This window comes from Kitasatospora sp. NPDC051705, assembly GCF_044453265.1.
Classification (GTDB): Bacteria; Actinomycetota; Actinomycetes; order Streptomycetales; family Streptomycetaceae; genus Kitasatospora.
This window is the reverse complement of record NZ_JBITCO010000013.1, coordinates 84,821-111,753: the sequence shown is the minus strand read 5'-3', so window position 1 is coordinate 111,753 and position 26,933 is coordinate 84,821. Positions and strand designations below refer to the sequence as shown.

Sequence of the window (26,933 nt, the reverse complement as noted above, 5' to 3'; positions counted from 1 at the left end):
CGCTCGGGGCGGCCCGCGGCCGGCCGTCAGATCTCGTCGTCCAGGCCCTGCTCGATCGCGTAGCGGACCAGCTCCACCCGGTTGTGCAGCTGCAGCTTGCCGAGCGTGTTCTGCACGTGGTTCTGCACCGTCCGGTGCGACAGCACCAGCCGGTCGGCGATCTGCCGGTACGACAGGCCCTTGGCGACCAGGCGCAGCACCTCGGTCTCCCGGGCGGTCAGCTGCGGGACGGCCGGGGCGGAGGCGGGGGCCGGCTCGGTGGCCAGCCGGCGGAACTCGCCCAGCACCAGGCCCGCCAGGCCGGGCGTGAACACGGCGTCGCCGACGGCCGTACGGCGCACCGCGTCCAACAGCTCCTCCCGCCCGGCCGACTTCACCAGGTACCCGGTCGCCCCGGACTTCACCGCCTCCAGCACGTCCTGGTGCTCGCCGCTGGCCGACAACACCAGCACCCGCACCGCCGGATCGGCCGCGACCACCTGGCGGCACACCTCCGCGCCGGACAGGCCGGGCAGGTTGAGGTCCAGCACGACGACCTGCGGCGTGCAGGCGCGGGCCCGGCGGACGGCCTCCTCGCCGTCGCCCGCGGTGGCCACCACGTCCAGTCCGGCCTCCGCGAGGTCGCGCGAGACGGCGTCGCGCCACATCGGGTGGTCGTCCACGACCATCACCCGCACCGGCCGGTCAGTCGACGGCTGATCGGTCATCAGAACCCTTCCTCGGGACGCGCAGTTCCACCTCGACGCCCTCCCCGGGCGCCGAGTACAGCTCGGCGGTGCCGCCGAGGTCCAGCAGCCGGCCGCGGATGGACTGGGAGACGCCCAGCCGCCCGGCCCGCTCGGCCTCGCCGAGCCGGCCGGGGGCGAAGCCGGGGCCGTCGTCACGGATGCTGACCGTGACGGCCTCCGGCTCGTCCTCCACCAGGATCCAGGCCCGGGCCGGCTCCCCGGCGTGCCGGCGCACGTTGTCCACGGCCGCGCCGACCGCTGCGGCGAGTTCGCCCGCCGCCGGGGCGGGCAGCAGCACCGGGGTGCCGGGGGCGGAGAGCGTGATCCGTTCGTCGGCGTACGGGCGCAGCAGGGCGGTGAGGTCCTGCGGCTCGTCGGCCGCGCACTGCGGCGCGCGCTGTCCGGGGATCGGGCCCCCGGTCATCAACGCCCGCAGGGCGCGCTCCTGCTCGCCGGCCAGCCGGCCGAGTTCGGCGAAGTCCGCGCCGGCGTCGGCCTTCCCGGTGAGCTCGGAGCCGCGGCGCTGGACCAGCGCGAGCACCTGGAGCACGCCGTCGTGGATGTCGCGGGAGAGCCGCTCGCGCTCCCGGGTGGCGGCCTCGACCTGGAGCGCCCGGGTGAGCGTGGCCTCGCTGGCGCGGGCCAGTTCGATGACGTAGCCGATGGCGCAGCCGGCCACCATCAGCAGCACGATGTTGTGGATGTTGTCGCTGGTCGGGCCGCCGTGGCCGAGGATGTTGGCCACGCCGATCACCGAGCCGGAGGCGGCGGCCCAGCGCCAGCCCCCCTTGCCGGCGAAGCCGAGCACCGTGCCGGCGGCCCAGATGGTCGGCAGGGTGGGCGCGCCGTGGCTGATCCGGACCGGGTCGTCGGTCATCCCGCTCATCACGATGCCGGTGACGGCGAGGGCGAGGTCGGTGCCGAGCACCCACCGGGTGCAGCGCTGCGGGCCGGCGAAGGCCCGGGTGCTGGCGAGGGTCCAGAGGGTGAGCGCCCCGAGGAAGATCCAGCCGGCGACGGGGTGCAGGAAGTGCAGGTAGGAGTTGAGGTAGCGGAGCAGGGCGTAGCCGAGGGCCAGCAGCCGGAAGTAGGAGATGGCCTTCCAGAGCGGCAGTTCGACGGACATGCCCCCGGCCGCGACCGTGCCGCCGACCGCCGCGCCGGTTCTCCCGCCGTCCGTCATCCGTCCGCGCTCCCCCTGGCCCGTGCGGGCGGCGTCAGGCCGACCCGGTGTCCTTCTGCTGCTGCTCGGCGGCCTTCTCGGCCTCGGCCGCCGCCTTCTCGGCCTTCTCCGCCTCCGCGGCCTCGGCCTTCTCGGCCTTGGCGGCCGCCTTGCGCTCGGCGTCGGCCTTCTTCTTGTCGTCCGCGATCTGCCGCTTGGCGGCGGTCGCGTAGATGTCCACGTACTCCTGGCCGGAGAGCCGCATGATCTCGTACATCACCTCGTCCGTCACCGAACGGAGGATGAAGCGGTCGTTCTCCATGCCGTGGTAGCGGGAGAAGTCGAGCGGGCGGCCGATCCGGATGCCGGGACGGATCCCGAAGTTGGGGACCACCTGGCCGGGGGGCTGCACCTTCTCCGTGTCGATCATGGCGACCGGGATGACCGGCGCGCCGGTGGCCAGCGCGACGCGGGCCAGGCCGCCGACCTTGCCTCGGTAGAGCTTGCCGTCGGGCGAGCGGGTGCCCTCGGGGTAGACGCCGAACAGCTCGCCGCGGTCCAGCACCGCGATGGCGCTGCGGATCGCGGCCTCGCCGGCGCCGCGCACGCCGGAGCGGTCCACCGGCAGCTGGCCGACGCCCTTGAAGAAGGCGGCGGTCAGCCGGCCCTTGAGGCCCGGGGTGTTGAAGTACTCGGCCTTCGCGATGAAGGTCACCCGGCGCCTGATCAGCGCGGGGAAGAAGAAGGAGTCCGAGAAGGACAGGTGGTTGCTCGCGATGATCGCCGCACCCTCGGTGGGGATGTTCTCCTCACCTTCGATCCACGGCCGGAAGAAGATCCGAAGCAGTGGCGCGACGATCATCTTCATCAGTCGGTAGAACAACCCGGGCCTCCTGTTATGCGGACCGGTCGATCCTAATGCCCCGCGGCCGCCGCCCGCGCCGCGCCCCGCCCCGACGGGCCGCTGCCGGGGCCGGTCCGGCCGGGCACGGGGCCGCCGTCGGGGGTGTACGTCCCGGCCGGGGGCGTGGGACGATGCGGATTCCGCAGCTTCCCGTCCAGCGCCCCCTCCCCCAGCGCCACCCGCCCGCGAAGGAGCCCGCCATGCCGTTGCTGCCCGGTGTCGAACCGTACCGCCACCAGGGCGGACCGGTCGGGGTCCTGCTGTGCCACGGCTTCACCGGCTCCCCGCAGTCGATGCGGCCCTGGGCGCAGGAGCTGGCCGCGGCCGGGTTCACCGTCTCGCTGCCGCTGCTGCCCGGGCACGGCACCCGCTGGCAGGACATGCAGGTCACCCGGTGGGAGGACTGGTACGCGGAGGTGGAGCGCGAGCTGCTGGCGCTCGCCGCCGAGTGCGAGCAGGTCTTCGTCTGCGCCCTGTCGATGGGCGGTGCGCTGGCGCTGCGGCTGGCCGCGGTGCACGGCGCGACGGTCTCCGGGCTGGTCCTGGTCAACCCGTCGGTGCGCTCGGACACCCCCGCCAGTGTGTTGCTGCCGGTTCTGCGGCACCTCCTGCCGAGCGTGCCCGGCATCGCCGACGACATCGCCCGGCCCGGCGTGACGGAGCTCGGGTACGACCGGACGCCGCTGAACGCCGCGTGGTCGCTGGCCCGGCTGTGGCGGGACGTCCAGCAGCGGCTGCCGCAGGTGACCCAGCCGGTGCTGCTCTTCCGCAGTCCGCAGGACCACGTCGTCTCCGCGGCCAACTCCGACCTGGTGCTCGCCCGGATATCCTCGACCGACGTGACGGAGCGGCTGTGCCAGCGCAGTTTCCACGTCGCGACGCTGGACCACGACGCACCGGAAATATTCGCGGCCAGCCGGGACTTCATCCGACGGCTGGCTCCCGCGCGTTCGGCGGGCGTCACCCGGGTCGAATCCGACGATCACCATGGCTGAAGGGCCGGAAGTGCACGAGAGCAGCACGGCGGGCGGCGGGGACGAGGCACCCCGCGAGGACGGCGCGACGAAGGACGGCAGCACCGGGGAGGGCGGCCCCGGGGAGGCCGGCGCGCAGAGCGCCGGGCCCGTCGACGGTGCGCCCGCCGGCGGTGCCCCCTCCGGCCCCACCGCGGCGGGGGGCGGCACCGCGAAGGCCGTCGACCGGCCGGTCCCGGAGCGGGCCGGCGAACCGGCCGACGAGCCGGCGGAGCCCCGCACCCGGCGCGCCCCCGAGCGCAGCCAGGCCGAGCAGGACGAGATCTTCGCCGCCCTGGTGGCCCAGTTCGACGACCCGGTGGACCTCACCAACCCCGACTGGCCGGAGGTCGAGAACCTCCGGGCGCAGGGCGATCTGAAGGGCGGTTTCAAGGACGGCGTCGGCCCCCGGACCGACCCGGACGACCTCGCCGACCTCGCCCCGCAGCCGCGCCCCCGCTCGGGCCGCCCGGTGCTGCCGGCGGCGGACTCCGGCCCGCGCGACTTCGAGCTGGCCGAGGAGACCGACGAGGGCCACTACGTCCCGCCGGAGCCCCCGCCGCTGCCGCCGGCCGACACGACCGCCAAGTTCGCCTGGCTCGCCGTGCTCGGCGGCCCCGCCCTGCTGCTGTTCGACGCGGTGGTCTGGCGGGAGATCTCCGGCTGGCCGGCCTGGGTCGGGGTCACCGCGTTCCTCGGCGGCTTCGTCACCCTGGTCACCCGGATGAAGGACCGCGACGAGGACGAGCCGGAGGACCCGGACCACGGCGCGGTCGTCTGAGCCCGGCCCGCCGGGCCCGGCGGGATCAGCCGGACGGGCCCCGGCCGGCCGGCAGTTCCAGCACCGCGAGCACCGGCAGGTGGTCCGTCGCGGCGCGCAGGTCGGAATCGGTGACGCCGGGGAGCCCGTGCGGCACCCCGCAGCCAAGGACGGTCGTCCCCGGGGTGGCGAAGACGGCGTCGATCCGCTGGTAGGGGCGTTCGGGGACGGACGTGAACTCGCCGCCCCAGGGCGCGGTCGGGTGCCCGTCCTGCAGCCGCGAGGCCAGCAGCCGCCAGCCGGGGCCGTCCGGGTGCTCGTTGAAGTCCCCCGCCACGATGCCGTGTTCGGTGATCCGGAGCTGGTCGAGGAGCAGTTCGAACTGGCCGTACCGCTCGTCGGCGTCCAGGCTGAGGTGGCAGCTGGTCAGGCTGAACGGGGCCGAGTCCGGCAGTCGCAGCAGCGCGGTGGCGAAGCCGCGGGCGTGCAGGCCGCGGGTCTTGGGCAGCAGCCGGTCGTACACGCCGAGCAGCCGGACGGCGCCGGGCCGGCCGAGCAGCAGCGGCCCGGCGGCGGTGCGCCCGCCGCCGGCCAGGACGGCCGTGCCGGTGCTGCGGGCGAGCCAGGCGGCCTGGCCCTCGGGCCGCCAGTAGCGCGGTGACTCCTGGATACAGACGACGTCGGGTGCGCAGGCCCGGATCACCCGGGCCAGGGCCCGCCGGTCGTCCCGCAGGGAGCGGACGTTGTAGCTGAGCAGCCTGAGCCGGCGCGGGCCGGCCGGCGGCGGTTCCAGCGGTGGCGTGGTCATGGTCCTCCCCGGTCGCGGTCGCTGGGACGACCGTACGGCAGGGGCCGTCCGGGGCGTGCGACGGCGGCGGCGCGTCCGGGAACTGGTCGGGGTCCGGTCGCACCGCCGCCGGCGGGCTTCGGGGTGGGGTCGGGCGTCAGACGGTGCGGGCCAGGTCGGCGGCGCCGACGATGCCTGCGGCCGAGCCCATGGAGGCCAGCACGACCTCGGCGCGCGGGCGGTGCACGCCACCGGTCAGGTAGTGCTCGAAGGCCTTGGCGACCGGGTCGAGCAGCAGCCGGCCGGAGTCGGAGACGCCGCCGCCGAGGACGAAGACGCCCGGGTCGAAGAGGGCGGCGAGGTCGGCCATGCCGCGGCCGAGCCAGTCGGCCAGTTCGGCGTAGCACTCCAGGGCGAGCGGGTCGCCGGCCTCGGCGGCCTCGGTGATGTGGATGCCGCGGATGGTCTCGGCGACGCCGTCGTTGAGCTCCAGCATCCGCCGGCCGAGCACCGGGTTGGCGGCGGCCTTCTCGCGGCCGTAGCGGCGCAGCGCCCGCCCGGAGCCGTACTGCTCCCAGCAGCCCTTGCCGCCGCACCCGCAGGCCAGGCCGTCGGGGACCATGTTGAGGTGGCCGATCTCGCCGGCGACGCCGAACCGGCCGCGGTGCAGGCGGCCGTCGAGGACGATGCCGCCGCCGATGCCGGTGCCGACGGTGATCAGCACCATGTCCTGGTGGTCGGCGGCGGCGCCGAAGCGGAACTCGGCCCAGGCGGCGCAGTTGGCGTCGTTCTCGACGGCGGCGTCCAGGCCGGTGAGCTCCTCGATCCGCTGGCGCAGCGGCTCGTTCTCCCAGTCGATGTTGGGCGCGAAGATCACCGTGGAGCGGTCGCTGTCCACGAAGCCGGGGGCACCGACGCCGACCGCGCCCACGCCGGGGTGCTGCTCCTTGAGTTCGCGCACGGCCTGCGCGATGGCATCGACGGCCCACTGCGGGTCGGCCGGGGTGGGCACCCTGGTCCTGGCCAGGATCTCGCCCGCCTCGTCGACCACGCCTGCCGCGATCTTGGTCCCGCCGACATCGACGCCGATGGTCAGAGCCATGTGTCCCTCAGCTATTCACTCGTTCCCGCTGGACGGAACGGTACCGCCCAACCCGGCCCCCGTACACAGCCTCGCATACATTAACCGAAGCCAATTCTGGGCCAACCGGGCCGCCATGCTTCAAAAGTCGTATCGAAGTTCCCGTAACGTCACGCATGAGAGCAACGCGATCACCGTTCGAAGGTTACGGATTCACTGCTTGGCGGACGGCTCGTCAGGGGAGTCGAGGTCGATCCGCTCGGTCGGGGCGCTCTCGCCGGCGGTCCAACGGTGCTCGTGGCCGGTCACGGCGGCGCGGTAGGCGGCCAGCAGTTCGGACCCCGCGGCAGCCAGTCCGGAGCCCGCGGCGGCGAGGTGCCCGTAGACCTCGGGCTGCTGGGTGCGCAGCCGGTCGGCCAGCCCGGAGAGGGTGATGAGGGTGTCGGCGCTCGCCTCCTGCGCCTTCTGCCCGACGGCCGTGGCGAGCCTGCGCACCTCGTCCACCAGCGGGCCCAGCTCCGGACCGAACGGGTGGGCCTGCGGGCCGCCCTGCTCGGCAGTGGGCTCGGTCCGGTCGTCGGTGCTGGTCATCGCGGGCGCCTCCTCAGCCGTGGCCGCACCCCGCGGCCCTCGGGGCCGACGGTACCCGACGGCCGGAAGGCGCCGGGTCGGGCCGGGAGGCGGGGCAGGGCGGGGGCACGGCAGGGGCGGGGCGGCGTCGGGACGGGTCGCGGGGCCGTTGCCGGGAGGGGAGGCGGTGCCGGAAGGGGAGGCGGTGCCGGAAGGGGAGCCGGACCGGCCGCCGAGGGGCCGGGCGGCGTCGGGTGCGGTGTCAGCCCCGGGGCCAGAGCGCCGGGTCGGGCGCGAACCGCACCGAGAGCGCCCCGTCGTGCAGGCCCGCGCCGGCCACCGTGCAGCGGCGCAGCGCCGACGGCAGCGCCAGCACCCGGCGGTGCGCGCCGAGGCCGACCACCAACTCGTCACCGCGGCGCACCAGGTCCAGGTCGGCCCGGTCGGCCCCGGGCAGATCCAGGTGCCAGACCAGCAGGCCCTCCTCGGCCAGCCGGTCCTCGACCGTCCAGGGCTCCGGGGCGAGCCGCTCCGGCCCGGACCCGTCCCCGTACAGCCGGTCGGCGACCGACTCCAGGGTGGCGTCGGCCGGTCCGGTGGTCAGCACGGGGGCGTCCGTCGCCGCGGCGAGGTCGGCCAGCTCCTCCCGGCGGCGCCGGGCCAGCCCGGCCAGCCACGGGTCCGGCGAGTCCGCGGCGGTCTCCGGCAGCACGCCGTGCACCACGACCGCGTCCGGCCGGTGCCCGTGCAGGGCCAGCCCGGCCCGGATCCGGCGCAGCTCCCGGTAGGGGTGGCCGTCGGCCGGCACGACCAGCCGCACGCTGGTGCCGGGCGCGGTGATCGCGGCCCGGGACTCGGCGAGCACCGCGGACGCCTTGGTCCGCCCCTCGTACAACCACTCGGCGGGCATCGGGACGCCGGCCAGCCCCGCCAGCAGCGGGCGCAGCGCCCGGGCGGCCTGCCGCTGCTCGGGGACGAGCCGGTCCAGGTAGCGCTGGAGCTGCTCGGGCAGGGCGAGGGTGGCGATCAGCTCGGCGGGCGGCGGGGCCAGCACCACCAGGACGTCCTGGTCGGCGGCGGGCAGGGCGCGCAGCAGGGCGATCCGGGCGATGCCCGGCAGGGCGGTCAGTTCATCGGGGTCGAGCTGCTCGGCGCCGAGCAGGTCGAGGGCGGGCTTGAGCCGGGCGGTCAGCTCCCCGGCGGCGTAGCGGAAGGCGGCCTGCTCGTCGATCCGGGAGACGCTCAGACCGGGTTCGTAGCCGACGGGTTCCGGGTCCAGGCGCACCCCGAGGACGCCGTCCAGGGAGCGGTGCGGGTCGTCGGCGGCCAGCAGCCAGGTGCGGTGGCCGCGCCGGGCGGCGTGCAGGGCGGTGGCCGCGGCCACCGCGGGCGCGCCCGCGTCGCCGCTGACCAGGATGGTGCGCGTCGCCGTCATGCCGTCCGACCCCCGTTCCGTGCCGTCAGCCCTGCGCGGGCTTCTTGCCCTCGGCGTCCTCGACCCGCTTCTTCAGACCGGCCAGGGCGCGGTCGATGATGACCTTCTCGGCCTTGCGCTTGATCATGCCGAGCATCGGGATCTTGACGTCCACGGCGAGCTGGTACGTCACCTCGGTACGGCCGCCGGAGAGCGGGGCGAGCGTGTAGGAGCCGTCCAGCGAGCGGAGCATCTGGCTGCGCACCAGCGTCCAGCCGACCTCGCGGTCGCCGTCCCAGGTGTAGGCGAGGACGTGTTCGTCGCGGATGGCACCGGCGTCGAGCAGCAGACGCACCTTGGCGGCGCGGCCGTTCTCGCCGGTCTCGAGGACCTCGATCTCCTTGACCTCGCCGGTCCAGGCCGGGTAGGCGGCGAAGTCGGCGATCACGGCCATGACCGTGGCCGGGGTCGCGTCGATGGTGATGCTCGACCTGGTGTGCTCCGCCATGGAATGGCCCTCCGCCTCGTCCCTCTGCCTGCCGGTCCGGTCGAGCGATCGATCCGGTCCGCCCGGAGCAGGCTATCGCGACCGGGGATCGGCCCGGCCGCGCCCCTTTCCCGCGGGAGCGCCGGTCGGCGGACGCCGGGGCAGGCTACCGGCCGGTCACCGCGGGGCTACCGTAGGGTGCCATTCGAACGACCCGGTCACGGCCTGGTCCGACCCGGCCCGGGTGTGACACTTCGAACACCGGAGCCGACCCCCCTGGTCGAAGCTGCCTACCGGGCAGTAACGTCCTGCCGTCCCGCAGCGTCGCGAACGAGGAGCAGTCTTGCTCGACTTCAGCCTTCCGGCCCTCTACCAGGTACCGAGCGGCGGTAACCTCTCCGACCTCGTGCACCAGAACGCCGAGCGGCACCCGGACGTCGCCGTCCTCAGCCGCAAGGTGGACGGCCAGTGGCAGGAGTTGACCGCCGCACAGTTCCTCGTCGAGGTGCGGGCGGCCGCGAAGGGCCTGATCGCCGCCGGGATCCGCCCCGGAGACCGGGTCGGCGTCATGTCCCGGACCCGCTACGAGTGGACGCTGCTGGACTTCGCGATCTGGTCGGCCGGGGCCGTCACCGTGCCGGTGTACGAGACCTCCTCCGCCGAGCAGGTCGAGTGGATCCTCGGCGACTCCGGCGCGGTCGCCGTTCTCACCGAGACCGACCAGCACGCCGCGGTGGTCGAGGAGGTCCGCGGCCGGCTGCCGGAGCTGCGGCACGCCTGGCAGATCGAGCGGGGCGCGGTCGCCGCACTCGCCGAGGCCGGCCGCGAGGTCGCCGACGAGACCGTCACCGAGCGCCGCTCGACGGCCACCGCCGACTCGCTCGCCACCATCGTCTACACCTCCGGCACCACCGGCCGCCCGAAGGGCTGCCAGCTGACGCACCGCAACTTCATGGCCGAGTGCGGCAACGTGGTGGAGCGCCTGGCCCCGCTGTTCCGCACCGGCGAGAGCTCCGTCCTGCTGTTCCTGCCGCTGGCCCACGTGCTCGGCCGGATCGCCGAGATCGCCCCGGCGATGGCGCCGATCAAGCTCGGCCACGTCTCCGACATCAAGGACGTCACCGCCGAGCTGGCCGCCTTCCGGCCGACCCTGATCCTGGGCGTGCCGAGAGTCTTCGAGAAGGTCTACAACACCGCCCGCGCCAAGGCCCAGGCCGACGGCAAGGGCAAGATCTTCGACAAGGCCGCCGAGACCGCGATCGCCTACAGCCGGGCGCTGGACGCCGGCGGCGCGGGTCTCGTCCTGCGGATCAAGCACGCGGTCTTCGACAAGCTGGTCTACAGCAAGCTGCGCGCCGCGCTCGGCGGCCGGGCCACCCACGCCATCTCCGGCGGCGCGCCGCTCGGCGAGCGGCTCGGGCACTTCTACCGGGGCATCGGCTTCACCGTCCTGGAGGGCTACGGCCTGACCGAGACCTGCGCCGCCACCGCCTTCAACCCGTGGGACAAGCCGAAGATCGGCACCGTCGGCCAGCCGGTGCCCGGCGCCGACGTCCGGATCGCCGAGGACGGCGAGGTCTTCTTCCGGGGCCCGCACGTCTTCACCGGCTACTGGAACAACCCGCAGGCCACCGCCGACACCCTGAAGGACGGCTGGATCGCCACCGGCGACCTCGGCTCGCTGGACTCCGAGGGCTACCTCACCATCACCGGCCGCAAGAAGGAGATCATCGTCACGGCCGGCGGCAAGAACGTCGCCCCCGCCGTGATCGAGGACCGGATCCGGGCCCACGCGCTGGTCGGCGAGGTCATGGTGGTCGGCGACCGCAAGCCCTTCGTGGCCTGCCTGATCACCGTCGACCCGGACTTCTTCCCGAAGTGGAAGGAGCTCAACGGCAAGCCCGCCACCGCCACCGTCGCCGAGCTCAGCCAGGACCCGGACCTGCTGGCCGCCCTGCAGGCCGCCGTGGACGACGGCAACGCGGCGGTCTCGCACGCCGAGGCGGTCAAGAAGTTCCGCCTGCTGGACACCGAGTTCTCCGAGGAGAGCGGCCACCTGACGCCCTCGCTCAAGCTCAAGCGCAACGTCGTGCTGAAGGACCACGCCGCCGACATCGAGGCGATCTACCAGCGCTGACGCGGTACCGCGCGGGGCCCGGCTCGACGAGCCGGGCCCCCGCGCGCGTGTCAGCCCGCCAGCAGCGAGGTCAACCGCCCGGCCAGCAGGTCCCAGCGCCAGGAGCGCTCCACCCAGCGCCGTCCGGCCTCGCCCATCCGCCGCCGCAGCTCCTCGTCGCGCAGCAGCCGGACGATCCGCTCGGCGGCCGCGTCGGCCGAGCCGCCCGGCACCACGTACCCGGTCTCGCCCTCCAGCACCGCGTCCGGCGCACCTCCGGAGTCGCCCGCGACCACCGGCAGGCCGGTCGCCGAGGCCTCCAGGTAGACGATGCCCAGGCCCTCGACGTCCAGCCCCCCGCGCCGGGTGCGGCAGGGCATCGCGAAGACGTCCCCGGCGCCGTAGTGGGCGGGCAGCTCGGACCACGGCACCGAGCCGGTGAAGCGCACCGCGGAGCGCACGCCCCGGGCGTCGGCCAGCTTCTCCAGGTCCGCCCGGTACGGGCCGCCGCCGACGATCAGCAGCACCGCGTCCGGCACGTCCACCAGGATCTGCGGCATCGCCTCGATCAGGGTGTCCTGCCCCTTGCGCGGCACCAGCCGGGAGACGCAGACCACCACCGGCCGGTCCGCCAGCCCGAGCCGGCGGCGCACCTCGGCGCCCCCCGAACCCGGGTGGAAGGTCGTCTCGTCCACGCCCGGCGGCAGCTGCACCATCCGGGCCGCCGCCTGCGGTCCGACCGCGCCCGCGATCCGGGAGCGGGTGTACTCGCCCAGGTAGGTCAGCACGTCGGTGCCCGCACCGATCCGCCGCAGCAGCTGCCGGGCGGCCGGCAGCTGCGCCCAGGCGGCCTCGTGCCCGTGCGTCATGCCCAGCAGCCGGCCGGCGCCCGCGCGGCGCAGCGCGGGAGCCATCAGTCCGAGCGGGGCGGCGGCGCCGAACCAGACGGAGTCGCACTTCTCCGCCCGCAGGATCTCGGCCGCCCGCCGGGTGACCCTGGGTGTGGGAACCATCACCTTCGTGCGGTCGCGGATCACCGGGAACGGCTGCTCCGCGTCGAAGCGGGCCACCTCGCTGCCGTCCCGCCAGGTCGAGGCGTACACCACGACGCTCCCTGCGGGCTGACGCACGGCCATGTTGTGCACGAAGGCCTGGATGCCGCCGGGGCGGGGCGGGAAGTCATTGGTGACGATCAAGGTTCTGTGCATCAGGCCACGGCTCGCTCGGTCGGGGGGTGCTCGGTGTACCGCTGGGTGATCCGTACGATAGGTCAACACCATGACCCGCCGGGAACGGATCCGCGCACGGCAACCGTTTCACCCCCGGGTCAGTCCTAGAACCTAGGCGGCCGATGGCGGCCCGGCCGACCACGCGCCGGGCCGCCACCGCCCGCCCGGGCGTCCGTCGCACGGCGCCTCCGGTGGGACGTCCGAGACGAACGAGGGAGCGCAGTGGAGTTGGCCCCGGCCACCGAGCCCGGTACACCCAGCGGCGCCGCCGGCCCCGGCCGGACGCCGGCCGTCCGGCAGGAGCCGGTCCGTGCCCCCGGCCGCCCCCTCGGGGCGCTGGCCGCGCTCGGCGCCACCTGGCTGGCCACCCGGACGGTGCTGGTGCTGCTGATGACCGGCGTGGTGAAGGGGCCCGGCGGGGACATCACCGCCGACGTCTGGATGATCTACCACGCCTGGTACGGCGTGCTGCAGACCGGCACCTTCCCGTTCGACGACGTGACCTGGCAGTACCCGCCCGGCGCCGCCCTGGTGATCCTCCTGCCGGGCCTGCTGCCCTGGTCCTACCTGGTCTCCTTCTGGGTGATCTGCGGGATCGCCGACGTCGCCGCCACGGCCCTGCTGGTGCGCACCGGCCTGCGCCGCGGCCGCGCGCTCACCGGCGCCTGGCTCTGGGTGGTGGCCGTGCCGCTGCTCGGCCCGATGGTCTACAACCGCCTGGACATCATCGTCACCGCGATCGCGCTGGCCGGACTGCTGGCCCTGGTCCGCCGCCCGGCGATCGGCGGGATGCTGCTCGGCCTGGGCGGGATCGTGAAGATCTGGCCGCTGCTCGGCCTGATGGGCACCCCCTCCGGCCGGCGCACCCGCCGCTCCTGGACGCTGGCCGCGGCCACCGCCGTCTCGGTGGGCTTCCTGCTCGCCGCCGGGATGAACGGCGCCTTCGGCTTCCTGGCGTTCCAGAAGGAGCGCGGCATCGAGGTGGAGTCGCTCGGCGCGCTGCCGCTGCACTTCGCCCGGCTGGCGGGCGCCTGGGACGGGAAGGTCACCATGAACTACGGCTCGCCCGAGATGCTCGGGCCGTGGGTCCCGGTGATCAGCAAGGTGATGATGGCCGGCACCCTGCTGGGCTTCGCCTGGCTGCTGCTGTGGCGCTTCACCGCCAAGCGCCGCAACGCGGCCACCATGTACGACGCGGCGCTGTGCGCCCTGCTCATCTTCACCGTGACCAGCCGGGTGATCAGCCCGCAGTACCTGGTCTGGCTGATCGGCGTCGCCGCCGTCTGCCTCACCGTGCACGGCACCAGCCAGCGGCCGGTGGCGCTGCTGCTCCTGATCGCCTGCCCGCTGACGCTCGCCGAGTTCCCGCTGATGTTCAGCCGGATCCTGTCCAGCGAGCCCTGGGGCGTCACCGTGCTCGGCCTGCGCAACCTGCTGCTGCTGGCCGCCACCCTGCTGTCCTGCGTCCGGCTCTGGCGCTCCACCCGCGGCCCGGTCCAGCTGCCCGCCACGGTGGTGCTGACCACGCCCGAGCCGGTGCCGGCCGGTGTCTACCCGGTGCGTCCGGGCATCGCCTACGAGCAGGACCTCCTGGACGGCATCGACCGGCCCGGGGCACCCGCCGAGCAGCGGCGCTGACGGCGGCGTCCGCGCGGCCCGGCCCGGCGTCCAGCCCGCACGGCCCGGCGCTCGGCGCCCCCGCCTCGACGCCCCGGCCTCAGCGCCCCAGCGCGGCCACCTCGTCCAGCCAGAGCCGGGTGAACCCGTCCAGGCCCACGCCCAGTTCCGAGCGCAGCAGCCCGTCCAGCCACCGCTCCCGGTCCTCCCCCGGCCCCGCGGCGGCGACCGCCCGGTAGAACGCCACCAGGCGGTCGGCCCCGTACCTGCGCGCCAGCAGCTCGCAGGCCAGCCAGGCCTGTTCGTAGGCCTGCGCGATGCCGTCGGCGCCCGCGGCGAACGCCCCGTCGGCCGGCAGCGCGGTGGGCAGCCGGCCCGCGGCGACGTCCCGGGCCAGCTCGGGCGCGATCTGCTGCGGGCTGCGGCCGGAGCCCCGGTAGGCGGTCCAGTCGGCCACGCCCTCGGAGAGCCACAGCGGCGTCCAGGGCCGGGTGTCGGCCCGGGTGGCGACGTGGGTGGCCTCGTGGGTGACGACCACCTGGCGGCCGAACCCGCTGAGCCGCCCCCACGCCTCGGGGTTGACGGTCACCCGGTCCGCCGGGGTGCGCCGGGGCGCGCCGGGGGCGGCCACGGTGACGGCGGCCATGCCCGCCCAGCCGGCCGGATCGCCCTCCAGCAGCCGGGCGAACTCGGCCTCCGTCGTGGTCAGTTCGAGCAGCAGCCGGCCGGCCCAGGCGGACCCCCAGACCTCGCTCACGGCGGGTACCGCCCGGTCGGCCACGGTGACCAGCTCGGCCGGGTCGGGCCCGCCGGCGAGCGCGAGCACCAGGCAGTGCGCGCCCGGCGCGGACCGCACGGTGCCGAGGTCCCAGAGCGCCGGGGGCCCGCTCGCGGCCTCCTCCCGCTCGACCCGCCAGCCGCCCCCGCCCCGGCCCCCGGCCTCGCCTCCGCCACCGCCTACGGCCCCGAGCCGGTCCCGGACGAGGGTGATCCGGCGCGGGTGGACGACGGGGTACTCGTCGTAGCCGGTGATCCGGACCGCCAGGTCGGCGGCGGCGGTCAGCCCGTCCGGTCCGGCGGCGGCACCGAGGACCAGGTTGCGGTACTCCGCCACCGCCTCCGCCGGGCCCGACCGGGTCGGCAGCGTCCGCGCCCGCTCGGCCAGCACCGCGGCCACCTCGGCACGCCGGTCCGCCGCCTGCCGGGCCGCCGTCTGTGGAACCGGGGGCGCCGGAGCGGCCGGCGGCAGCGACAGCTGGGCCAGCCCGCCGACCGCGAGCAGCAGCGCGGCTCGCCGCGACAGCCCGCGGCGGGGTATGTCGACCGGATCGGACGGCGGCGGGCTCAGAGCCGGACCACCCCGGCGACCGGCATCGCGTTGACGCTCTCGTAGCGGACCTTGGCGCCCGGGTAGGGGGCGTGCACGATCACCCCGCCGCCGGCGTACATCCCGACGTGGTGCATGTCCCGGTAGAAGATCACCAGGTCTCCCGGCCGCGCTTCGGAGAGGCTGACCCGCTGGCCGGCGTACGCCTGGGCCTGCGAGGTGCGCGGCAGGGTCACTCCGGCCTGCCGCCAGCTGTAGTACATCAGACCGGAGCAGTCGAAGGCGCGCGGCCCGGTGGAGCCGTAGACGTAGGGCGAGCCGATCATCCGCACCGCGGCGGCCAGTGCGGCCGCCCCGCGCTCGGAGGCGGGCGGGGCGCTGCCGAGGTCCAGCCGGTCGGTGCCACGGGTGGCCCGCTGCTCGGCGTCCCTGGCGTCCTGGGCGGCCAGCCGGGCGCGCTCGGCGGCGCCCAGGCTGTTGAGCAGCCGCTGCGCCTTGGCGAGCCGCTGCTGGACCTGCTGCTTGCCCTCGGCGAGCGAGCGGCGGGCCTGTTCCAGTTCGGCGAGCTTGCCGGAGGTCTCGGTGCGGCGCTGGTCGAGCCGGCGCTGGCGGGTGACCAGCTCGTGCAGGGTCTCCTGCTGCCGCTCGGCGGCCTGGTCCAGGGTGCGGGCCCGGGTCAGGTAGCCCTCGGGGTCGGTGGAGAGCATCAGCTGGACGGTCTGTGCCAGGCCGCCGCCGCGGTACTCGGCGCCGGCCACGCTCGCCAGGTCGCCGCGCAGCTGGTTGAGCTGTTCCTGGCCGACGGCGATCTCGCCCTGGAGGGCGGTCGTCTCGCCCTGGAGGCGCTGCTGGGCCTCCAGCGCGGCGTTGTACCGCTCGGACGCCTGCTCGGCCTCGTCGTAGAGCTGTTCGACCTGCGCCTTGACGTCCTTGCGGCTGGGCGGCTCGGGCGCCCCGGGGGCGGCCTGGGCACTGCCGCCGGTCGTGACGCCCAGGGCGGTGGTGGCGGCCGCGGTCAGCACCAGCGCACGGGCGAGCAGTTGGGAACGGCGGTGCACGGGCATGGCGGCGGCGGCTCCAGTCCTGCGGCACGGCCCCGCCGCCGCACCCGGTGGGCGGTCTGGAAGCGGGAGTCCGGTGGCAGACGTTAGCGAGTCCGGGCAAGCGAGTCCAAACCCCTCCGGACCCGAATATTCGACCACCAATCGGACATCCGTCCGTGCCCGGTGGAAAAGCCGCAGGCCCGGCCCTCCGTGACGGAGGGCCGGGCCCGGGTGCTCCGGAGCGGGGATCAGACCCGCACGATGGAGGCCAGCGGCATGTTGGAGACCGCCTCGTAGCGCACCGACGCACCCGGCTTGGGCGCGTGCAGCACCTGGCCGTTGCCGGCGTAGATCCCCACGTGGTGGGCGTCGCTGTAGAAGATGAGCAGGTCGCCGGGCTGCGCCTGGGAGAGGTCGCTGCCGATCCGGGTGCCGGCACCGGCCTGCTCCTGCGAGGTCCGCGGGAGCGACACGCCGGCCTGGTTGAACGCCCAGACCATCAGGCCCGAGCAGTCGAACGAGCTGGGGCCGGTGGCGCCGTAGACGTACGGCGAGCCGACCTTGGTGGCGGCGATGGACAGCGCCGCGGCACCGCGGGAGCTGCCGGCGGCGACCGGCTTGGGGGCGGGCGCCGAAGTGGTCGGGGCGCTCAGGTCGGTGCGGTTGCTGTCCCGCGAGGAGCGGTCGGCGGCCTGCTGCGCGGCCTGCTGCTGGGCGGCCTTCGCGGCGGCGTCGGCCTTGGCCTTGGCCTCGGCGGCGGCCTTCTCCTCGGCCGCGCGGAGCGCCTGGCGCTCCTGCTCGGTCAGCGTGTTGAGGAGGTCCTGCGCGGCCTTGAGCTTGCCCTGGACCTCGTCCTTGGCGGCCTTCAGCTGCTGAGTGGTGGTCTCCATCTCGGCGAGCTTGCCCTGGGCCTCGGTGCGCACCTGGTCGAGCTTGCGCTGCTCGTCCTGGAGCTGCTTCAGCTGCCCCTTCTGGGTGTCACCGGCCTGGTTCAGCGTGCCGGCCTGGTTGAGGAAGTTGTCCGGGCTCGCGGAGAACATCAGCTGGACGGTCTGGGATATGCCGCCGTTGCGGTACTGCTCGCCGGCGATCTCGGCCAGGCCGCCCTGCAGGTCGGTCACCTGCGCCTGCTGCCGCGCCACCTGGTCCTGCAGGCCGGTGACCTGCTTCTGCAGCTCCTGCTGCTTCTCCTGGGCGGCGTTGAGCTTCTCGGTGGCGACCTCGGCCTGCTCGTTGAGCTGGTCGACCTGCTCCTTGACCTGGTCCTTGGTCGGCTGCGGGTCGGCGTGGGCGCCGGACTGCGCGGACAGCGCGACCGCCGCGGCGGCGACACCGGTCAGGATCGACACCCGGGCGCGGCCGGCGGGCTTGGGACGACGATGGGACGCCACGAAGGCGGGCTCCTTCTTCCTACGTCCGCCTACCGGGTGAGCTGACGGGTTCGGGCCGGAAGCGGGCCCTACGGCGCCTCACGGCCGTTCCACCGGCCGACCTGACGCCGATTCACCCCGGAGGAACGTGGTTCCCCGGCTCCGCTCCACAGCGCCCCCGACCACTGGGCTCCCCGCCGGGCGGCCCTTCGGCCTGCCCCGCTGCTTCGCGAACTCGACGGAAACCACCGCCGCCACCCTGGCTGGGCGATCGACAGTGCGGTGGTTCGAGGCACGACCCTAGTAACTGAACCGTGATCCGTTCAAATCCTTGTCAGAAAAAAGATGGAAGAAGACCCAAGTTCATTTGTGAATATGACCGATGGTGATCACCACCGCACGCAAAGCTGATCGGCTTTCACCGCAAGGCCGTTCAGGAACCCGGGGCGCGCAGAAATCCGAACGCCACCCCCGGTCGGGAGTGGCGGGGATCACAGGGCCGGCGACGGCCCCGCGGCGGCTGTCCCGCCGTCAGACCCGGCGGATGGTGTTGATCGGCATCGCGTCGGCCTTCATCACCTTCACCACGTCACCGGTGTGCGGGGCGTGCACCACCATGCCGTTGCCGATGTACATCCCGACGTGGTGCCGGTCGCTGCCGTAGATCACCAGGTCGCCCGGCTGGGCCTGGTCCAGCGAGGGCACCCGGGTGCCGACGTTGCCCTGCTCCTGCGAGGTGCGCGGCAGCGAGACGCCGGCCTGGGCGTACGACCAGACCATCAGGCCCGAGCAGTCGAAGGTGGTCGAGCCGGTGGCGCCCCAGACGTACGGCGAACCCTGCTTGCTCATCGCCTTGGCGACGGCCACGGCCGCGTACCCGCTCGCGGGCGGCAGGCTGCTGAGGTCGACCCGGTCCGCGCCGCGCGAGGCCCGGTCGTCCTGCGCCTGCTGGGCGCGCAGCGCGGCCCGCTCGGAGGCGCTGAGCGAGTTCAGCAGGTCCTGGGCGGCCTTGAGCTTCTGGTTGACGTCCGACTTGGCCTGGTTCAGGTCCTTGGTCGTGGAGTCCAGCGAGGCCAGCACGGCGGCGGCCTCGGCCTTCTCCTGGTCCAGCCGGCGCTGCTGGTCCAGCAGCCCCTTGAGCGCCTCGGCCTGGCTGGTGCTGGCCTGCTGGACGCTGGAGGCCTTGTCCAGGTACCCGGACGGGTCGGAGGAGAGCATCAGCTGGACGGACGGGTCGATGCCGCCGGTGCGGTACTGCTCGCCCGCCACCTCGGCCAGGCCCGTCTGCAGCTGGGTCATCTGCTCCTGGCTGCGGGCCACCTGGTCCTGCAGCTGGTCGGCCTGCTTGCGGAGCTGGTCGGACCGCTCCTTGGCGCCGTTGTACTTCTCGGCCGCCTGCTCCTGCTCCTGCTGGAGCTGGTCGATCTGCGCCTTGACGTCCGTCTTGTTCGGCTGGGGCGCGGCGTGCGCGGCCACCTGGGCGGAGAGGGCGACCGCGGTCGCAGCAGCAGCGGTGAGCACGGAGACCCGCGCGCGGCTCGGCTGCTTGGGACGGCGGTGGGAGGCCAAGGACCGGCTCCTTCTTCCATCGGCCTCACCCGATCAGGTGAGAATCCGGAAAATAGGTTTGACGCCAGACCCTAGTGAAGATCCAAGGGATTTTCCACTCCCCCGATGGCGTGAACTCCACCCTCCCGCTGACTTCACGAGATCCCCACACCACCCCGAACCGGTCGCTGACCAGCCGTCATCCCGCCCGGGCGGGGTTCAGGGCCGCGCCAGGCGGTTCAGCAGCAGCACCGACGCCACCGGGCGTGCGCCCGCCTTCCGCACGCCCTCGGCCACCTCGCGGTCGGTGGACACCACCACCACCGGACGGCCCTGCGGCTCGGCCCGCACCAGACGCCGGATCAGCTCGTCCGCCGTCTCGCCGGTCCGGCTGAACCGCACCCGCACCCCGCGCGGTGGCGCCATGATCACCGGGACGTCCAGGTCCTGCCCGTCGAACACGCAGGTGACCTCCGCCTGGGTGCGCTGGGCGAGCATCGCCAGACCGCCCAGCAGCCGCAGCCGCTGCTGCTCGAGCGGCAGCGTCGGATAGCCGGTCTTCGTCACGTTGTAGCCGTCCACCACCAGGTGCACCTGCGGGATCGCCAGCAGCTGGTCCAGCAGCGCCGGGTCGTCCTCGGCCAGGCCGCGCCGGGCCACGTCGTGCGGCGAGGCCGACCCGGGCACCACGGCCTCCACCAGGTCCGCTGGCCGGATCTGCGAGACCGGCAGCGCCAGCTCCCGCTGCAGCCCCTGCGCCGACTGCAGCACGGTGTCCAGCAGCAGCCGCAGCCGCATGTCCTCGACGCTGCGCCCCTCCCGGGCCGACCGGCGCGCCTGCTCGGCCGAGGTCTCCAACTCGCCGACCCGGTGCCGCAGGCGGCGCGCCTCGGTCTCGGCGGCGCCGCGCTCGGCGGCCGCCTGCGCCTTCACCGCCTCCAGCTCGCCGGCCAGCCGGCGGGTCTCGGCCTGCGCGCGGCGGGTGTCGCTCTCCAGGGAGCGCACCTTCTTGCGCAGCGACTCCGCCTCCCGGCGGACGTCCTCGGACTCCGCGCGCTGGCGGTCCAGGTCCGCCCGGGCGGCGGAGCGCAGCTCCGCCAGTTCGGCCTGCAGCTTCTCCACCAGCCGGGCGGCCTCGGCGGCCGCGCCCTCGGCCCCGACCCGCTCCGCCTCGTCGCCGGCCTCGGCGACCAGCCGGCTCCAGCCCGCCGAGCGCACCAGGTAGGCGGCGGCCGCGACGTCCATCGGATCGGCGGCGCTCGGGACGCTGCCCGACTCCAACGCCTTCACCAGGTCCGGCTGGCCCAGCCGCAGCCGCTCCGCTATCCGCACCCGGAAGGCCGGCTCCGACTCCAGCGCCGCGGCCAGCGCGGTCGCCGCGTACTTGGCCCGGCGGGCCGGGGTGAACTTCACGTACTGACGCAGGCTCTGCGGCAGCTCACCTGGCGGCAGACCGCCGAGCGCGTCCGAGGCCAGCCCGACCACCCGTCGGCGCACCCCCTCGGGCAGCGGCCGGTCCAGCTTCTCCACGACGCGCTCCGGCGCCGGGCCCTCGCCGGCGCCGGGGTCCTCGCCGGGCACCACGGACTCGGACGGGGCGGCGCCGGCCGCCGGCGGCTGCGCGTCGGCAGCGGGCTGAAGCCCCTGCGCTTCGGCGGGCTCCCTCGCTGCGTCCACCACGTCCTCGGCTCCGATCCTGGTCCTACGGGGTCCGCGGCCCGCGGCCGCCGCCCCTGTCGTCACGCTCCGTGCGTCCTGTCTGCATTGTCCCAGCGCGGTGGGCGGGCGCGCCGCGCACCGCCCACCGCACCGGGGGCGTCAGCCCTGCTCGGCCGGGTCCGCCGCGTCCTCGGCACCGGGACGGGCGACCAGCTCGACCTGGTCGACGGCGTTGCACCAGCGGCAGCGCACCGACTCGACGGTCTCGCTGAGCACCTCGGTCTCCTCGACCTTGGACTCGCCGGCCAGGTCGAAGTGCAGGAACTCGGTGACCCGCGCGGAGCGGGTCACGTCGAAGCGGGTGAGGTTGCCGCACAGCGTGCAGCGCCAGCGCGTCTCGGCGGTCAGGGCGGGGACGGTCATCGGGGGTCCTCTCGGGTGGTCCCTGGGCGGGCTAGGCGCTCCCCCCGGAGCCCCGGCGTCGGCGGCGGGAGGCGGGAATGCCCGCGCCAAGCCTATTGCCTGGGGCAACCATCGCGGCCACCGGTTGCACGAAGCCGCAGGCCCGGCCCCGGCCCCGGTCCGGGGCCCCGAGTAGGCCACCTGCCGTACAGCGCGGTGTCACCCGCCCGGGCCGGAGGGATGCTTGGCCGCATGGCGCTGACGGCCCCGGGCCACACCGACGAGCGGGACGGCCGGCCGGCCGTGCCCGCCCCGGTGGTTACCTACGCCCTGATCGCGCTCAACACCCTGGTGTTCCTGCTGGGCCCGGCCGCCGGGCTCAACCCGCTGTACGGCACCGGCCAGGCCCGGGTCTGCGCGGAGCAGCGGTACGAGCAGCGCTGGGGCGCCGTCCCGGTCGAGCTGCTGACCGGGCACCCGTTGACCGCCGGGCAACTGGCCGAGGCCCCCGACCCCGTCCCCGGCTGCCCGGCCGCCCCGACCCCGGGCAAGCACCCGGCGCTGTCGGTGCTCAGCGGGCTCTTCCTGCACGCCGGCTGGCTGCACCTGCTGGGCAACCTGCTCTTCCTGCACGTCTTCGGCCCCACCGTCGAACTACGGCTCGGCCGCGCCCGGTACGCCGTCTTCTACCTGGCCGCCGGCAGCGTGGCCACGTACGGCTTCGCCCTGGCCGAGGCGCACTCCGCGGACTCGACCCGGGTGCTGATCGGCGCCTCCGGTGCGATCTCCGCCGTCCTCGGCGCCTACCTGCGCTTCCACCCGCGCTCCCGGGTGACGACGCTGGTCCCGCTGCTGCTGTTCCTGCCGCTGCGCTTCCCGGCCTGGCTGGTGCTCGGCCTCTGGTTCGCGCTGCAGTGGTGGTCGGTCCACGCAGCCGGGCCCGGGGTGGCCTACCTGGTGCACGTGATCGGCTTCTCGGCGGGCTTCCTCTACGCCTGCACGGTGGTCAGCCACCCCCCGAGACGACCCGGCTGACGCCCGATACGCTGGCGGCACCCCACAAAGGAGCCGAACGTGATCACCGCCATCGTCCTGATCAAGACCAGTGTCGACCGCATCCCGGAGATCGCCGAGGCCATCGCAGCCATCGAGGGCGTCAGCGAGGTGTACTCGGTGACCGGTGGCTACGACCTGGTGGCGATGGTCCGGGTGCGCCGGCACGACGACCTGGCCGAGGTCATCCCGGGACGGCTGAACAAGGTCCCGGGCGTGGCCCACACCGAGACCCAGATCGCCTTCCGCACCTACTCCCAGCACGACCTGGAGGCGGCGTTCGCGCTCGGCCTGGACGAGTAGTCCCCGCCGGCTCCCGGGCCGCTCAGCCCTGCCGACGGGTGTCGGCGACGCAGCGGCCGCCCTCGTTGCGGTAGTTCCAGGCCGCGCCGTCCGTGACCAGCTCCCGGACGGCGGTCAGGAAGCGGTCGACGTGCTCGTCCGGCGTGCCGGCCCCGAAGCTGACCCGGATCGCGTTCAGGCTGCGCTCGCCCGGCAGCGAGGGCTCCGGCGCACCGCACTCGGAGGGGGCGACGTCCTCGTCCCCGAGCAGGGTGCGCAGCAGCGGGTGCGCGCAGAACAGCCCGTCGCGGACGCCGATGCCGTACTCGGCGGACAGCGCGGCCGAGAAGTGCGAGCTGTTCCAGCCCTGGACGACGAAGGACAGCACGCCCACCCGGGCCGAGCCGGCACCGAACAGGTTCAGCACCTTGACCTGCGGGATCTCCGCCAGGCCGGCCGTCAGCCGGGCGACCAGCTGCCGCTCCCGGGCCTCCAGGGCGTCGAAGCCGGCCTCGGTCAGCGCCCGGCAGGCGGACGCGATGGCGTAGGCGCCGATGACGTTCGGCGAGCCGGCCTCGTGCCGGGCCGGGCCGGTGTGCCACTGGACGGCCACCGAGCCGTCGTCCTGCCGGGCCACCGTCCGGGTCGCGCCGCCGCCGGCCAGGTACGGCTCGGCCGCGTCCAGCCAGTCCGCCCGGCCGGCCAGCACGCCGGCGCCGAACGGTGCGTAGATCTTGTGGCCGGAGAAGGCGATCCAGTCGACGTCCAGCTCGCGCACCGAGACCCGGTGGTGCGGGGCCAGCTGGGCGGCGTCCAGCACCACCCGGGCGCCGTGCCGGTGGGCGGTCGCGGTCAGCTCGGCGACCGGCCACAGCTCGCCGGTCACGTTGGAGGCGCCGGTGACGCAGAGCAGCTTGGGGCCCTCGGGCGCGTCGGCGAGCGCGGCGTCGAGGGCGGCGACGGCCTCGGCGTGCGAGCGCGGGGCGCGCAGGTAGCGGACGTCCAGCCCGGCGTGGGCCCAGGGCAGCAGCGAGGCGTGGTGCTCGGTCTCGAAGGCGAACACCCGGGTGCCGGCCGGGACGGCGGAGGCGAGCAGGTTCAGCGAGTCGGTGGTGGCGCGGGTGAAGACCACCTGGTCGCCCTCGCGCAGGTCGAGGAACTCGGTGACGGTGCGGCGGCTCTGCTCGAACAGGTCGGTGGAGAGCTGCGAGAGGTAGCCGGCGCCGCGGTGCACGCTGCCGTAGTAGGGGGCGTAGGCGGCGACGTCGTCCCAGACCCGCTGCAGCGCCGGGGAGCTGGCCGCGTAGTCGAGCGCCGCGTAGCCGACCTTCTCGCCGTTGGCGAGCGGGACCTGGACGTCGTGGCCGAGGACGGCGAGCGGGGCGCAGATTTCGGTGGCGATCGACACGGGGATGCACTCCTCCTGGGTGTGGGACCCCGGGAGTGTGAGTCGTCCGGCGTCCGCGCTTGCCGCACGGACGATTCGCCGAGCGACCCGGTCCTCACCCAGGGCACCCCGCCACGGACGGAGGGTTGCCGGACAGCCAGCTGGGGCTTGACGCTGTCACTCATGACCTGGACAGGACTCTAGGTCGGCCCGCGCCGGGTGGTCAAACGACCGTCCACCATCCGGACGTCCCCGGACGTGCCGGGGCCCGCACCGGCTTCCCGGCGCGGGCCCTGCGACCGCCTCAGATCCGGCTGGTCGCCTCCGACCAGCGGCGCAGCAGCTCCTGCGCCGTCCCGGAGTCGATGGCCCGCGCGGCCCGCTCCATGCCGGCTGCGAGCTGCTCGGCGAGCGGCGCCTCGCCGAGGTCCAGCGCGACCAGCGCGGCCGCGGTGTTCAGCAGGACGGCGTCCCGCACCGGCCCGCGCTCCCCGGCCAGCATCCGGCGCGCGACCTCGGCGTTGTAGGAGGCGTCCGCGCCGCGCAGCGACTCGATGCCGACCAGCTCGATGCCGACGTCCCGCGGGTCGAAGGCGGTCTCGGTGACGGTGCCGCCCTGCACGATCCACACCCGCGAGGTGGTGGTGATGGTCAGTTCGTCGAGGCCGTCGTCGCCGCGGAACACCAGGGCGGTCGAGCCGCGCCGGGCGAGCACCCCGGCGATCAGCCCGGCGAGCCGGGTGTCGAAGCAGCCGATCGCGTGCGAGGTCACCTTGGCCGGGTTGGTCAGCGGGCCGAGGATGTTGAAGGCGGTGGGCACGCCGAGGTCGCGCCGGGCGGTGGCGGCGTGGCGCATCGACGGGTGGAACTTGGCCGCGAAGCAGAAGGTGAGGCCGACCTCCTCGGCCACCTCGGCGACCCGCCGGGCGGGCAGGTCGAGGCGGACGCCGAGCTTCTCCAGCACGTCGGAGGAGCCGCTCGCCGAGGAGGCGGCCCGGTTGCCGTGCTTGACCACCTTGGCGCCGGCCGCGGCCGCGACGATCGCCGACATGGTGGAGATGTTGACCGTCTTGGCGCGGTCACCGCCGGTGCCGACGATGTCCACCGCCGGCCCGGGGACGGTGAGCGGCTCGGCGTGCGCGTACATGGCGTCGACCAGGCCGGTGACCTCGTCGACCGTCTCGCCCTTGGCCCGCAGCGCGACCATGAAGCCGGCTACCTGGACGGGGGACGCCTCGCCGCTCATGATCCGGTCCATCGCCCACGCGGTGGACGAGCGGTCGAGGTCCTCCCCCTTCAACAGCGCCGCCAGGAGGTCCGGCCAGGTGCGGACCACCTGCGCGGGGTCGGTACCACCGTTCGCAGGGTTCACGTTCACCATGGCTGACTCCAGCTGTTGTCGGTCTCCCCGTGGCGGGGGGACGTCCGTACGGATGGAGTCAGCCTATCGAGCGGCGGGGTGCCCTCGGCGCTGTCTTCTCTAGTACTGAGACGGCCCGGTCCGAAGACCGGCCGGGCTCACTGGCCGGCCGGGGCCCGCTTGGCCAGCCGGGCCCGCAGCAGGGTGGCGACGGCCTCGGCCAGCGCCACCGGGTCCACCGGGTGGGAGATCGCGGCGTCGGCCCGGCTCCAGGCGGCCAGCCAGGAGTCCTGCGGCCGGCCGATCAGCACCAGCACCGGCGGGCAGCCGTAGATCTCGTCCTTCAGCTGGCGCCCGAGCCCGAGCCCGCCGGCCGGAACCGCCTCGCCGTCCAGCACGCAGAGGTCCACGCCGCCCTTCTCCAGGGCCTTGATCACCGCGGGGGTGGTCGCGCACTCCAGGTAGGACAGTTCCGGAAGGTCCTCGGCGGGCCGGCGGCCGAGTGCCGTCAGCACCTGCTCGCGGGTGTTGCGGTCGTCGCTGTAGACGAGGACGGTGAGCGTCTCGTCGGTCGTGTACGCCATGGGCCCTGCTCCCTCAAGTGTGATCCGGACCACGTTCGCCTGATCCGGATGCTACTCCCGATCACCCGCCGTCGAGGCCCCCTCGCGGACGTTCCCTCCCCAAGCCGCCGCGCCCGGGGCTCACCCGCCCGGAGGACGCGCCGTCACCCGGACCCGCCCGGTCCACCCGTACGGCCGACAGGGCGCCCCCGCACTACCCCGGGAGGCCCTGCAGGGCGTGCAACGACACGCAGGGCAAGGGGGTCGTAGGGCCCTCCGAGGAACCGTCAGAAAAGGGACACGCCGCTGCTCAGCCCCCGTCCGGGCACCCCGCCGCCCCCCAGGGGGGCATACCGCACGCACCGGACACTCCGAGGGAGACCCCCCGGCGTGAAGACGGAATAAGGGACCGACATAATGTCCGTCGTGGCGACAGCAACAGCAGTAGAAACCGGGCACGCGCACGGATCGGTCAACCGGCCGAACATGGTCAGCGTCGGAACGATCGTCTGGCTCAGTTCCGAGTTGATGTTCTTCGCGGCCCTCTTCGCGATGTACTTCACGCTCCGCTCCGTCAAGGGGCCGGAGTTCTGGACCGAGAAGGCGAGCGCACTCAACGTGCCGTTCTCCTCGGTCAACACCACGATCCTGGTGCTCTCCTCGCTGACCTGCCAGCTCGGTGTGTTCGCTGCCGAGCGCGGGGACGTGAAGAAGCTCCGCTCGTGGTTCGTCATCACCTTCGTGATGGGCGCGATCTTCATCGGCGGCCAGATCTTCGAGTACACCGAGCTGGTCAAGAAGGACGGCCTGTCGCTGTCCTCCGACCCGTACGGCACGGTGTTCTACCTGACCACCGGCTTCCACGGTCTGCACGTGACGGGTGGTCTGATCGCCTTCCTGCTGGTCCTGGGACGGACGTACGCAGCCAAGCGCTTCACGCACGAGCAGGCCACCGCCGCGATCGTGGTGTCGTACTACTGGCACTTCGTCGACGTCGTGTGGATCGGCCTGTTCGCGACCATCTACCTGATCAAGTAACCAGCTGATCAGGTCGCTGGCCACCGGCTCCGG

Annotated in this window: 25 protein-coding genes and 2 riboswitches; of the genes, 7 read left to right on the top strand and 18 right to left on the bottom strand. The window is 74.2% G+C overall.

Annotated elements, in window-relative coordinates; all coding sequences use genetic code 11:
• Positions 1-26: 26 nt before the first annotated feature.
• Genes ACIA8Q_RS18685 through ACIA8Q_RS18675 form a run of 3 tightly spaced genes read right to left on the bottom strand, consistent with a single transcriptional unit; the run spans position 27 to position 2,758 of the window.
• Complete coding sequence (locus ACIA8Q_RS18685) at positions 27-707, bottom strand: response regulator transcription factor (protein ID WP_360207414.1); 681 nt, start codon at positions 705-707, stop codon at positions 27-29.
• A complete protein-coding gene (macS, locus tag ACIA8Q_RS18680; protein ID WP_360207417.1) occupies positions 685-1,911 on the bottom strand; it encodes a MacS family sensor histidine kinase in 1,227 nt (408 codons plus the stop codon). The genes ACIA8Q_RS18685 and macS overlap by 23 nt, the downstream gene beginning before the upstream one ends.
• A 34-nt stretch (positions 1,912-1,945) precedes the next feature.
• The gene (locus ACIA8Q_RS18675) at positions 1,946-2,758 is read right to left on the bottom strand and encodes a lysophospholipid acyltransferase family protein (protein ID WP_387898674.1); all 813 of its coding nucleotides are present in this window, start codon (positions 2,756-2,758) and stop codon (positions 1,946-1,948) included.
• A 236-nt stretch (positions 2,759-2,994) separates the two neighbouring features.
• On the opposite strand from ACIA8Q_RS18675, the gene ACIA8Q_RS18670 reads away from it, so the two are divergent.
• Positions 2,995-3,789 (top strand): alpha/beta fold hydrolase, encoded by a 795-nt coding sequence (locus tag ACIA8Q_RS18670; RefSeq protein WP_360207423.1) that lies wholly within the window; start codon positions 2,995-2,997, stop codon positions 3,787-3,789.
• Positions 3,790-3,799: 10 nt separating this feature from the next.
• A complete protein-coding gene (locus ACIA8Q_RS18665) occupies positions 3,800-4,588 on the top strand; it encodes a hypothetical protein (protein WP_396317457.1) in 789 nt (262 codons plus the stop codon).
• 25 nt (positions 4,589-4,613) lie between these two features.
• Here ACIA8Q_RS18665 and ACIA8Q_RS18660 read toward each other — a convergent pair whose 3' ends face one another.
• The 5 genes from ACIA8Q_RS18660 to ACIA8Q_RS18640 all read right to left on the bottom strand — a co-directional run bounded on the left by ACIA8Q_RS18660 (position 4,614) and on the right by ACIA8Q_RS18640 (position 8,927).
• Positions 4,614-5,375, bottom strand: a complete 762-nt coding sequence (locus ACIA8Q_RS18660; RefSeq protein WP_396317456.1) for an endonuclease/exonuclease/phosphatase family protein — start codon at positions 5,373-5,375, stop codon at positions 4,614-4,616.
• Positions 5,376-5,511: 136 nt separating this feature from the next.
• Positions 5,512-6,456: an ROK family glucokinase gene (locus tag ACIA8Q_RS18655; RefSeq protein WP_360207429.1), complete on the bottom strand. Its 945-nt coding sequence runs from the start codon at positions 6,454-6,456 to the stop codon at positions 5,512-5,514.
• Between the two features lie 192 nt (positions 6,457-6,648).
• Positions 6,649-7,026 carry a DUF5304 family protein gene (locus tag ACIA8Q_RS18650; protein ID WP_360207431.1) on the bottom strand — a complete coding sequence of 126 codons (378 nt, stop codon included), beginning with the start codon at positions 7,024-7,026 and terminating at the stop codon, positions 6,649-6,651.
• A 241-nt stretch (positions 7,027-7,267) separates the two neighbouring features.
• Positions 7,268-8,440, bottom strand: coding sequence for an ArsA family ATPase (locus ACIA8Q_RS18645; RefSeq protein ID WP_387898362.1), 1,173 nt, complete (start codon positions 8,438-8,440; stop codon positions 7,268-7,270).
• Positions 8,441-8,465: 25 nt separating this feature from the next.
• Positions 8,466-8,927, bottom strand: a complete 462-nt coding sequence (locus tag ACIA8Q_RS18640) for an SRPBCC family protein (RefSeq protein WP_360207436.1) — start codon at positions 8,925-8,927, stop codon at positions 8,466-8,468.
• Positions 8,928-9,249: 322 nt separating this feature from the next.
• Here ACIA8Q_RS18640 and ACIA8Q_RS18635 point away from each other — a divergent pair, with 322 nt between their 5' ends.
• Positions 9,250-11,043 (top strand): long-chain fatty acid--CoA ligase, encoded by a 1,794-nt coding sequence (locus ACIA8Q_RS18635; RefSeq protein ID WP_360207439.1) that lies wholly within the window; start codon positions 9,250-9,252, stop codon positions 11,041-11,043.
• A 50-nt stretch (positions 11,044-11,093) separates the two neighbouring features.
• Here the strand turns inward: ACIA8Q_RS18635 and ACIA8Q_RS18630 are convergent, their stop codons facing one another.
• Positions 11,094-12,230 carry a glycosyltransferase family 4 protein gene (locus ACIA8Q_RS18630; RefSeq protein ID WP_360207441.1) on the bottom strand — a complete coding sequence of 379 codons (1,137 nt, stop codon included), beginning with the start codon at positions 12,228-12,230 and terminating at the stop codon, positions 11,094-11,096.
• A 243-nt stretch (positions 12,231-12,473) separates the two neighbouring features.
• Here ACIA8Q_RS18630 and ACIA8Q_RS18625 point away from each other — a divergent pair, with 243 nt between their 5' ends.
• Positions 12,474-13,889 carry a glycosyltransferase 87 family protein gene (locus tag ACIA8Q_RS18625; RefSeq protein ID WP_360207444.1) on the top strand — a complete coding sequence of 472 codons (1,416 nt, stop codon included), beginning with the start codon at positions 12,474-12,476 and terminating at the stop codon, positions 13,887-13,889.
• Between the two features lie 79 nt (positions 13,890-13,968).
• On the opposite strand, the gene ACIA8Q_RS18620 is transcribed toward ACIA8Q_RS18625, so the two are convergent.
• From ACIA8Q_RS18620 to ACIA8Q_RS18595, 6 genes are all read right to left on the bottom strand, one after another.
• Entirely contained in the window at positions 13,969-15,036 is a 1,068-nt protein-coding gene (locus ACIA8Q_RS18620; RefSeq protein WP_360207446.1) for a hypothetical protein, read from the bottom strand.
• 176 nt (positions 15,037-15,212) lie between these two features.
• Positions 15,213-16,259, bottom strand: coding sequence for an NlpC/P60 family protein (locus ACIA8Q_RS18615; RefSeq protein ID WP_360207448.1), 1,047 nt, complete (start codon positions 16,257-16,259; stop codon positions 15,213-15,215).
• 227 nt (positions 16,260-16,486) lie between these two features.
• Positions 16,487-17,629, bottom strand: coding sequence for an NlpC/P60 family protein (locus tag ACIA8Q_RS18610; protein WP_360207451.1), 1,143 nt, complete (start codon positions 17,627-17,629; stop codon positions 16,487-16,489).
• A 10-nt stretch (positions 17,630-17,639) separates the two neighbouring features.
• A riboswitch (cyclic di-AMP (ydaO/yuaA leader) is annotated at positions 17,640-17,793 on the bottom strand.
• Positions 17,794-18,139: 346 nt separating this feature from the next.
• A complete protein-coding gene (locus ACIA8Q_RS18605; RefSeq protein WP_360207454.1) occupies positions 18,140-19,177 on the bottom strand; it encodes an NlpC/P60 family protein in 1,038 nt (345 codons plus the stop codon).
• 198 nt (positions 19,178-19,375) lie between these two features.
• A complete protein-coding gene (locus ACIA8Q_RS18600; protein ID WP_360207683.1) occupies positions 19,376-20,737 on the bottom strand; it encodes an NYN domain-containing protein in 1,362 nt (453 codons plus the stop codon).
• A 237-nt stretch (positions 20,738-20,974) separates the two neighbouring features.
• Positions 20,975-21,238, bottom strand: a complete 264-nt coding sequence (locus ACIA8Q_RS18595) for a hypothetical protein (RefSeq protein WP_360207456.1) — start codon at positions 21,236-21,238, stop codon at positions 20,975-20,977.
• Positions 21,239-21,469: 231 nt separating this feature from the next.
• Here ACIA8Q_RS18595 and ACIA8Q_RS18590 point away from each other — a divergent pair, with 231 nt between their 5' ends.
• Both ACIA8Q_RS18590 and ACIA8Q_RS18585 read left to right on the top strand, forming a co-directional pair.
• Positions 21,470-22,252 (top strand): rhomboid family intramembrane serine protease, encoded by a 783-nt coding sequence (locus tag ACIA8Q_RS18590; RefSeq protein ID WP_360207459.1) that lies wholly within the window; start codon positions 21,470-21,472, stop codon positions 22,250-22,252.
• Positions 22,253-22,291: 39 nt separating this feature from the next.
• Positions 22,292-22,573, top strand: a complete 282-nt coding sequence (locus ACIA8Q_RS18585) for an Lrp/AsnC ligand binding domain-containing protein (protein WP_030240061.1) — start codon at positions 22,292-22,294, stop codon at positions 22,571-22,573.
• 22 nt (positions 22,574-22,595) lie between these two features.
• On the opposite strand, the gene ACIA8Q_RS18580 is transcribed toward ACIA8Q_RS18585, so the two are convergent.
• The 3 genes from ACIA8Q_RS18580 to ACIA8Q_RS18570 form a co-directional block, all read right to left on the bottom strand.
• Positions 22,596-23,960 (bottom strand): aminotransferase class V-fold PLP-dependent enzyme, encoded by a 1,365-nt coding sequence (locus ACIA8Q_RS18580; RefSeq protein ID WP_360207462.1) that lies wholly within the window; start codon positions 23,958-23,960, stop codon positions 22,596-22,598.
• Between the two features lie 50 nt (positions 23,961-24,010).
• A riboswitch (SAM riboswitch) is annotated at positions 24,011-24,128 on the bottom strand.
• A 115-nt stretch (positions 24,129-24,243) separates the two neighbouring features.
• On the bottom strand, positions 24,244-25,320 hold the full coding sequence (gene trpD, locus ACIA8Q_RS18575; RefSeq protein ID WP_396317455.1) for an anthranilate phosphoribosyltransferase: 1,077 nt from the start codon (positions 25,318-25,320) through the stop codon (positions 24,244-24,246).
• A gap of 137 nt (positions 25,321-25,457) precedes the next feature.
• Complete coding sequence (locus ACIA8Q_RS18570; protein WP_360207467.1) at positions 25,458-25,883, bottom strand: hypothetical protein; 426 nt, start codon at positions 25,881-25,883, stop codon at positions 25,458-25,460.
• A 396-nt stretch (positions 25,884-26,279) separates the two neighbouring features.
• Here ACIA8Q_RS18570 and ACIA8Q_RS18565 point away from each other — a divergent pair, with 396 nt between their 5' ends.
• Positions 26,280-26,900, top strand: a complete 621-nt coding sequence (locus ACIA8Q_RS18565) for a heme-copper oxidase subunit III (protein WP_360207470.1) — start codon at positions 26,280-26,282, stop codon at positions 26,898-26,900.
• Positions 26,901-26,933 lie beyond the last annotated feature (33 nt).

Bases quoted from the DNA above. Each gene is read 5' to 3' on its own strand.
- ACIA8Q_RS18685 (WP_360207414.1), bottom strand. From the start codon at position 707: ATGACCGATCAGCCGTCGACTGACCGGCCGGTGCGGGTGATGGTCGTG.
- macS (WP_360207417.1), bottom strand. From the start codon at position 1,911: ATGACGGACGGCGGGAGAACCGGCGCGGCGGTCGGCGGCACGGTCGCG.
- ACIA8Q_RS18675 (WP_387898674.1), bottom strand. From the start codon at position 2,758: ATGAAGATGATCGTCGCGCCACTGCTTCGGATCTTCTTCCGGCCGTGG.
- ACIA8Q_RS18670 (WP_360207423.1), top strand. From the start codon at position 2,995: ATGCCGTTGCTGCCCGGTGTCGAACCGTACCGCCACCAGGGCGGACCG.
- ACIA8Q_RS18660 (WP_396317456.1), bottom strand. From the start codon at position 5,375: ATGACCACGCCACCGCTGGAACCGCCGCCGGCCGGCCCGCGCCGGCTC.
- ACIA8Q_RS18655 (WP_360207429.1), bottom strand. From the start codon at position 6,456: ATGGCTCTGACCATCGGCGTCGATGTCGGCGGGACCAAGATCGCGGCA.
- ACIA8Q_RS18650 (WP_360207431.1), bottom strand. From the start codon at position 7,026: ATGACCAGCACCGACGACCGGACCGAGCCCACTGCCGAGCAGGGCGGC.
- ACIA8Q_RS18645 (WP_387898362.1), bottom strand. From the start codon at position 8,440: ATGACGGCGACGCGCACCATCCTGGTCAGCGGCGACGCGGGCGCGCCC.
- ACIA8Q_RS18640 (WP_360207436.1), bottom strand. From the start codon at position 8,927: ATGGCGGAGCACACCAGGTCGAGCATCACCATCGACGCGACCCCGGCC.
- ACIA8Q_RS18630 (WP_360207441.1), bottom strand. From the start codon at position 12,230: ATGCACAGAACCTTGATCGTCACCAATGACTTCCCGCCCCGCCCCGGC.
- ACIA8Q_RS18615 (WP_360207448.1), bottom strand. From the start codon at position 16,259: ATGCCCGTGCACCGCCGTTCCCAACTGCTCGCCCGTGCGCTGGTGCTG.
- ACIA8Q_RS18595 (WP_360207456.1), bottom strand. From the start codon at position 21,238: ATGACCGTCCCCGCCCTGACCGCCGAGACGCGCTGGCGCTGCACGCTG.
- ACIA8Q_RS18590 (WP_360207459.1), top strand. From the start codon at position 21,470: ATGGCGCTGACGGCCCCGGGCCACACCGACGAGCGGGACGGCCGGCCG.
- trpD (WP_396317455.1), bottom strand. From the start codon at position 25,320: ATGGTGAACGTGAACCCTGCGAACGGTGGTACCGACCCCGCGCAGGTG.
- ACIA8Q_RS18570 (WP_360207467.1), bottom strand. From the start codon at position 25,883: ATGGCGTACACGACCGACGAGACGCTCACCGTCCTCGTCTACAGCGAC.
- ACIA8Q_RS18565 (WP_360207470.1), top strand. From the start codon at position 26,280: ATGTCCGTCGTGGCGACAGCAACAGCAGTAGAAACCGGGCACGCGCAC.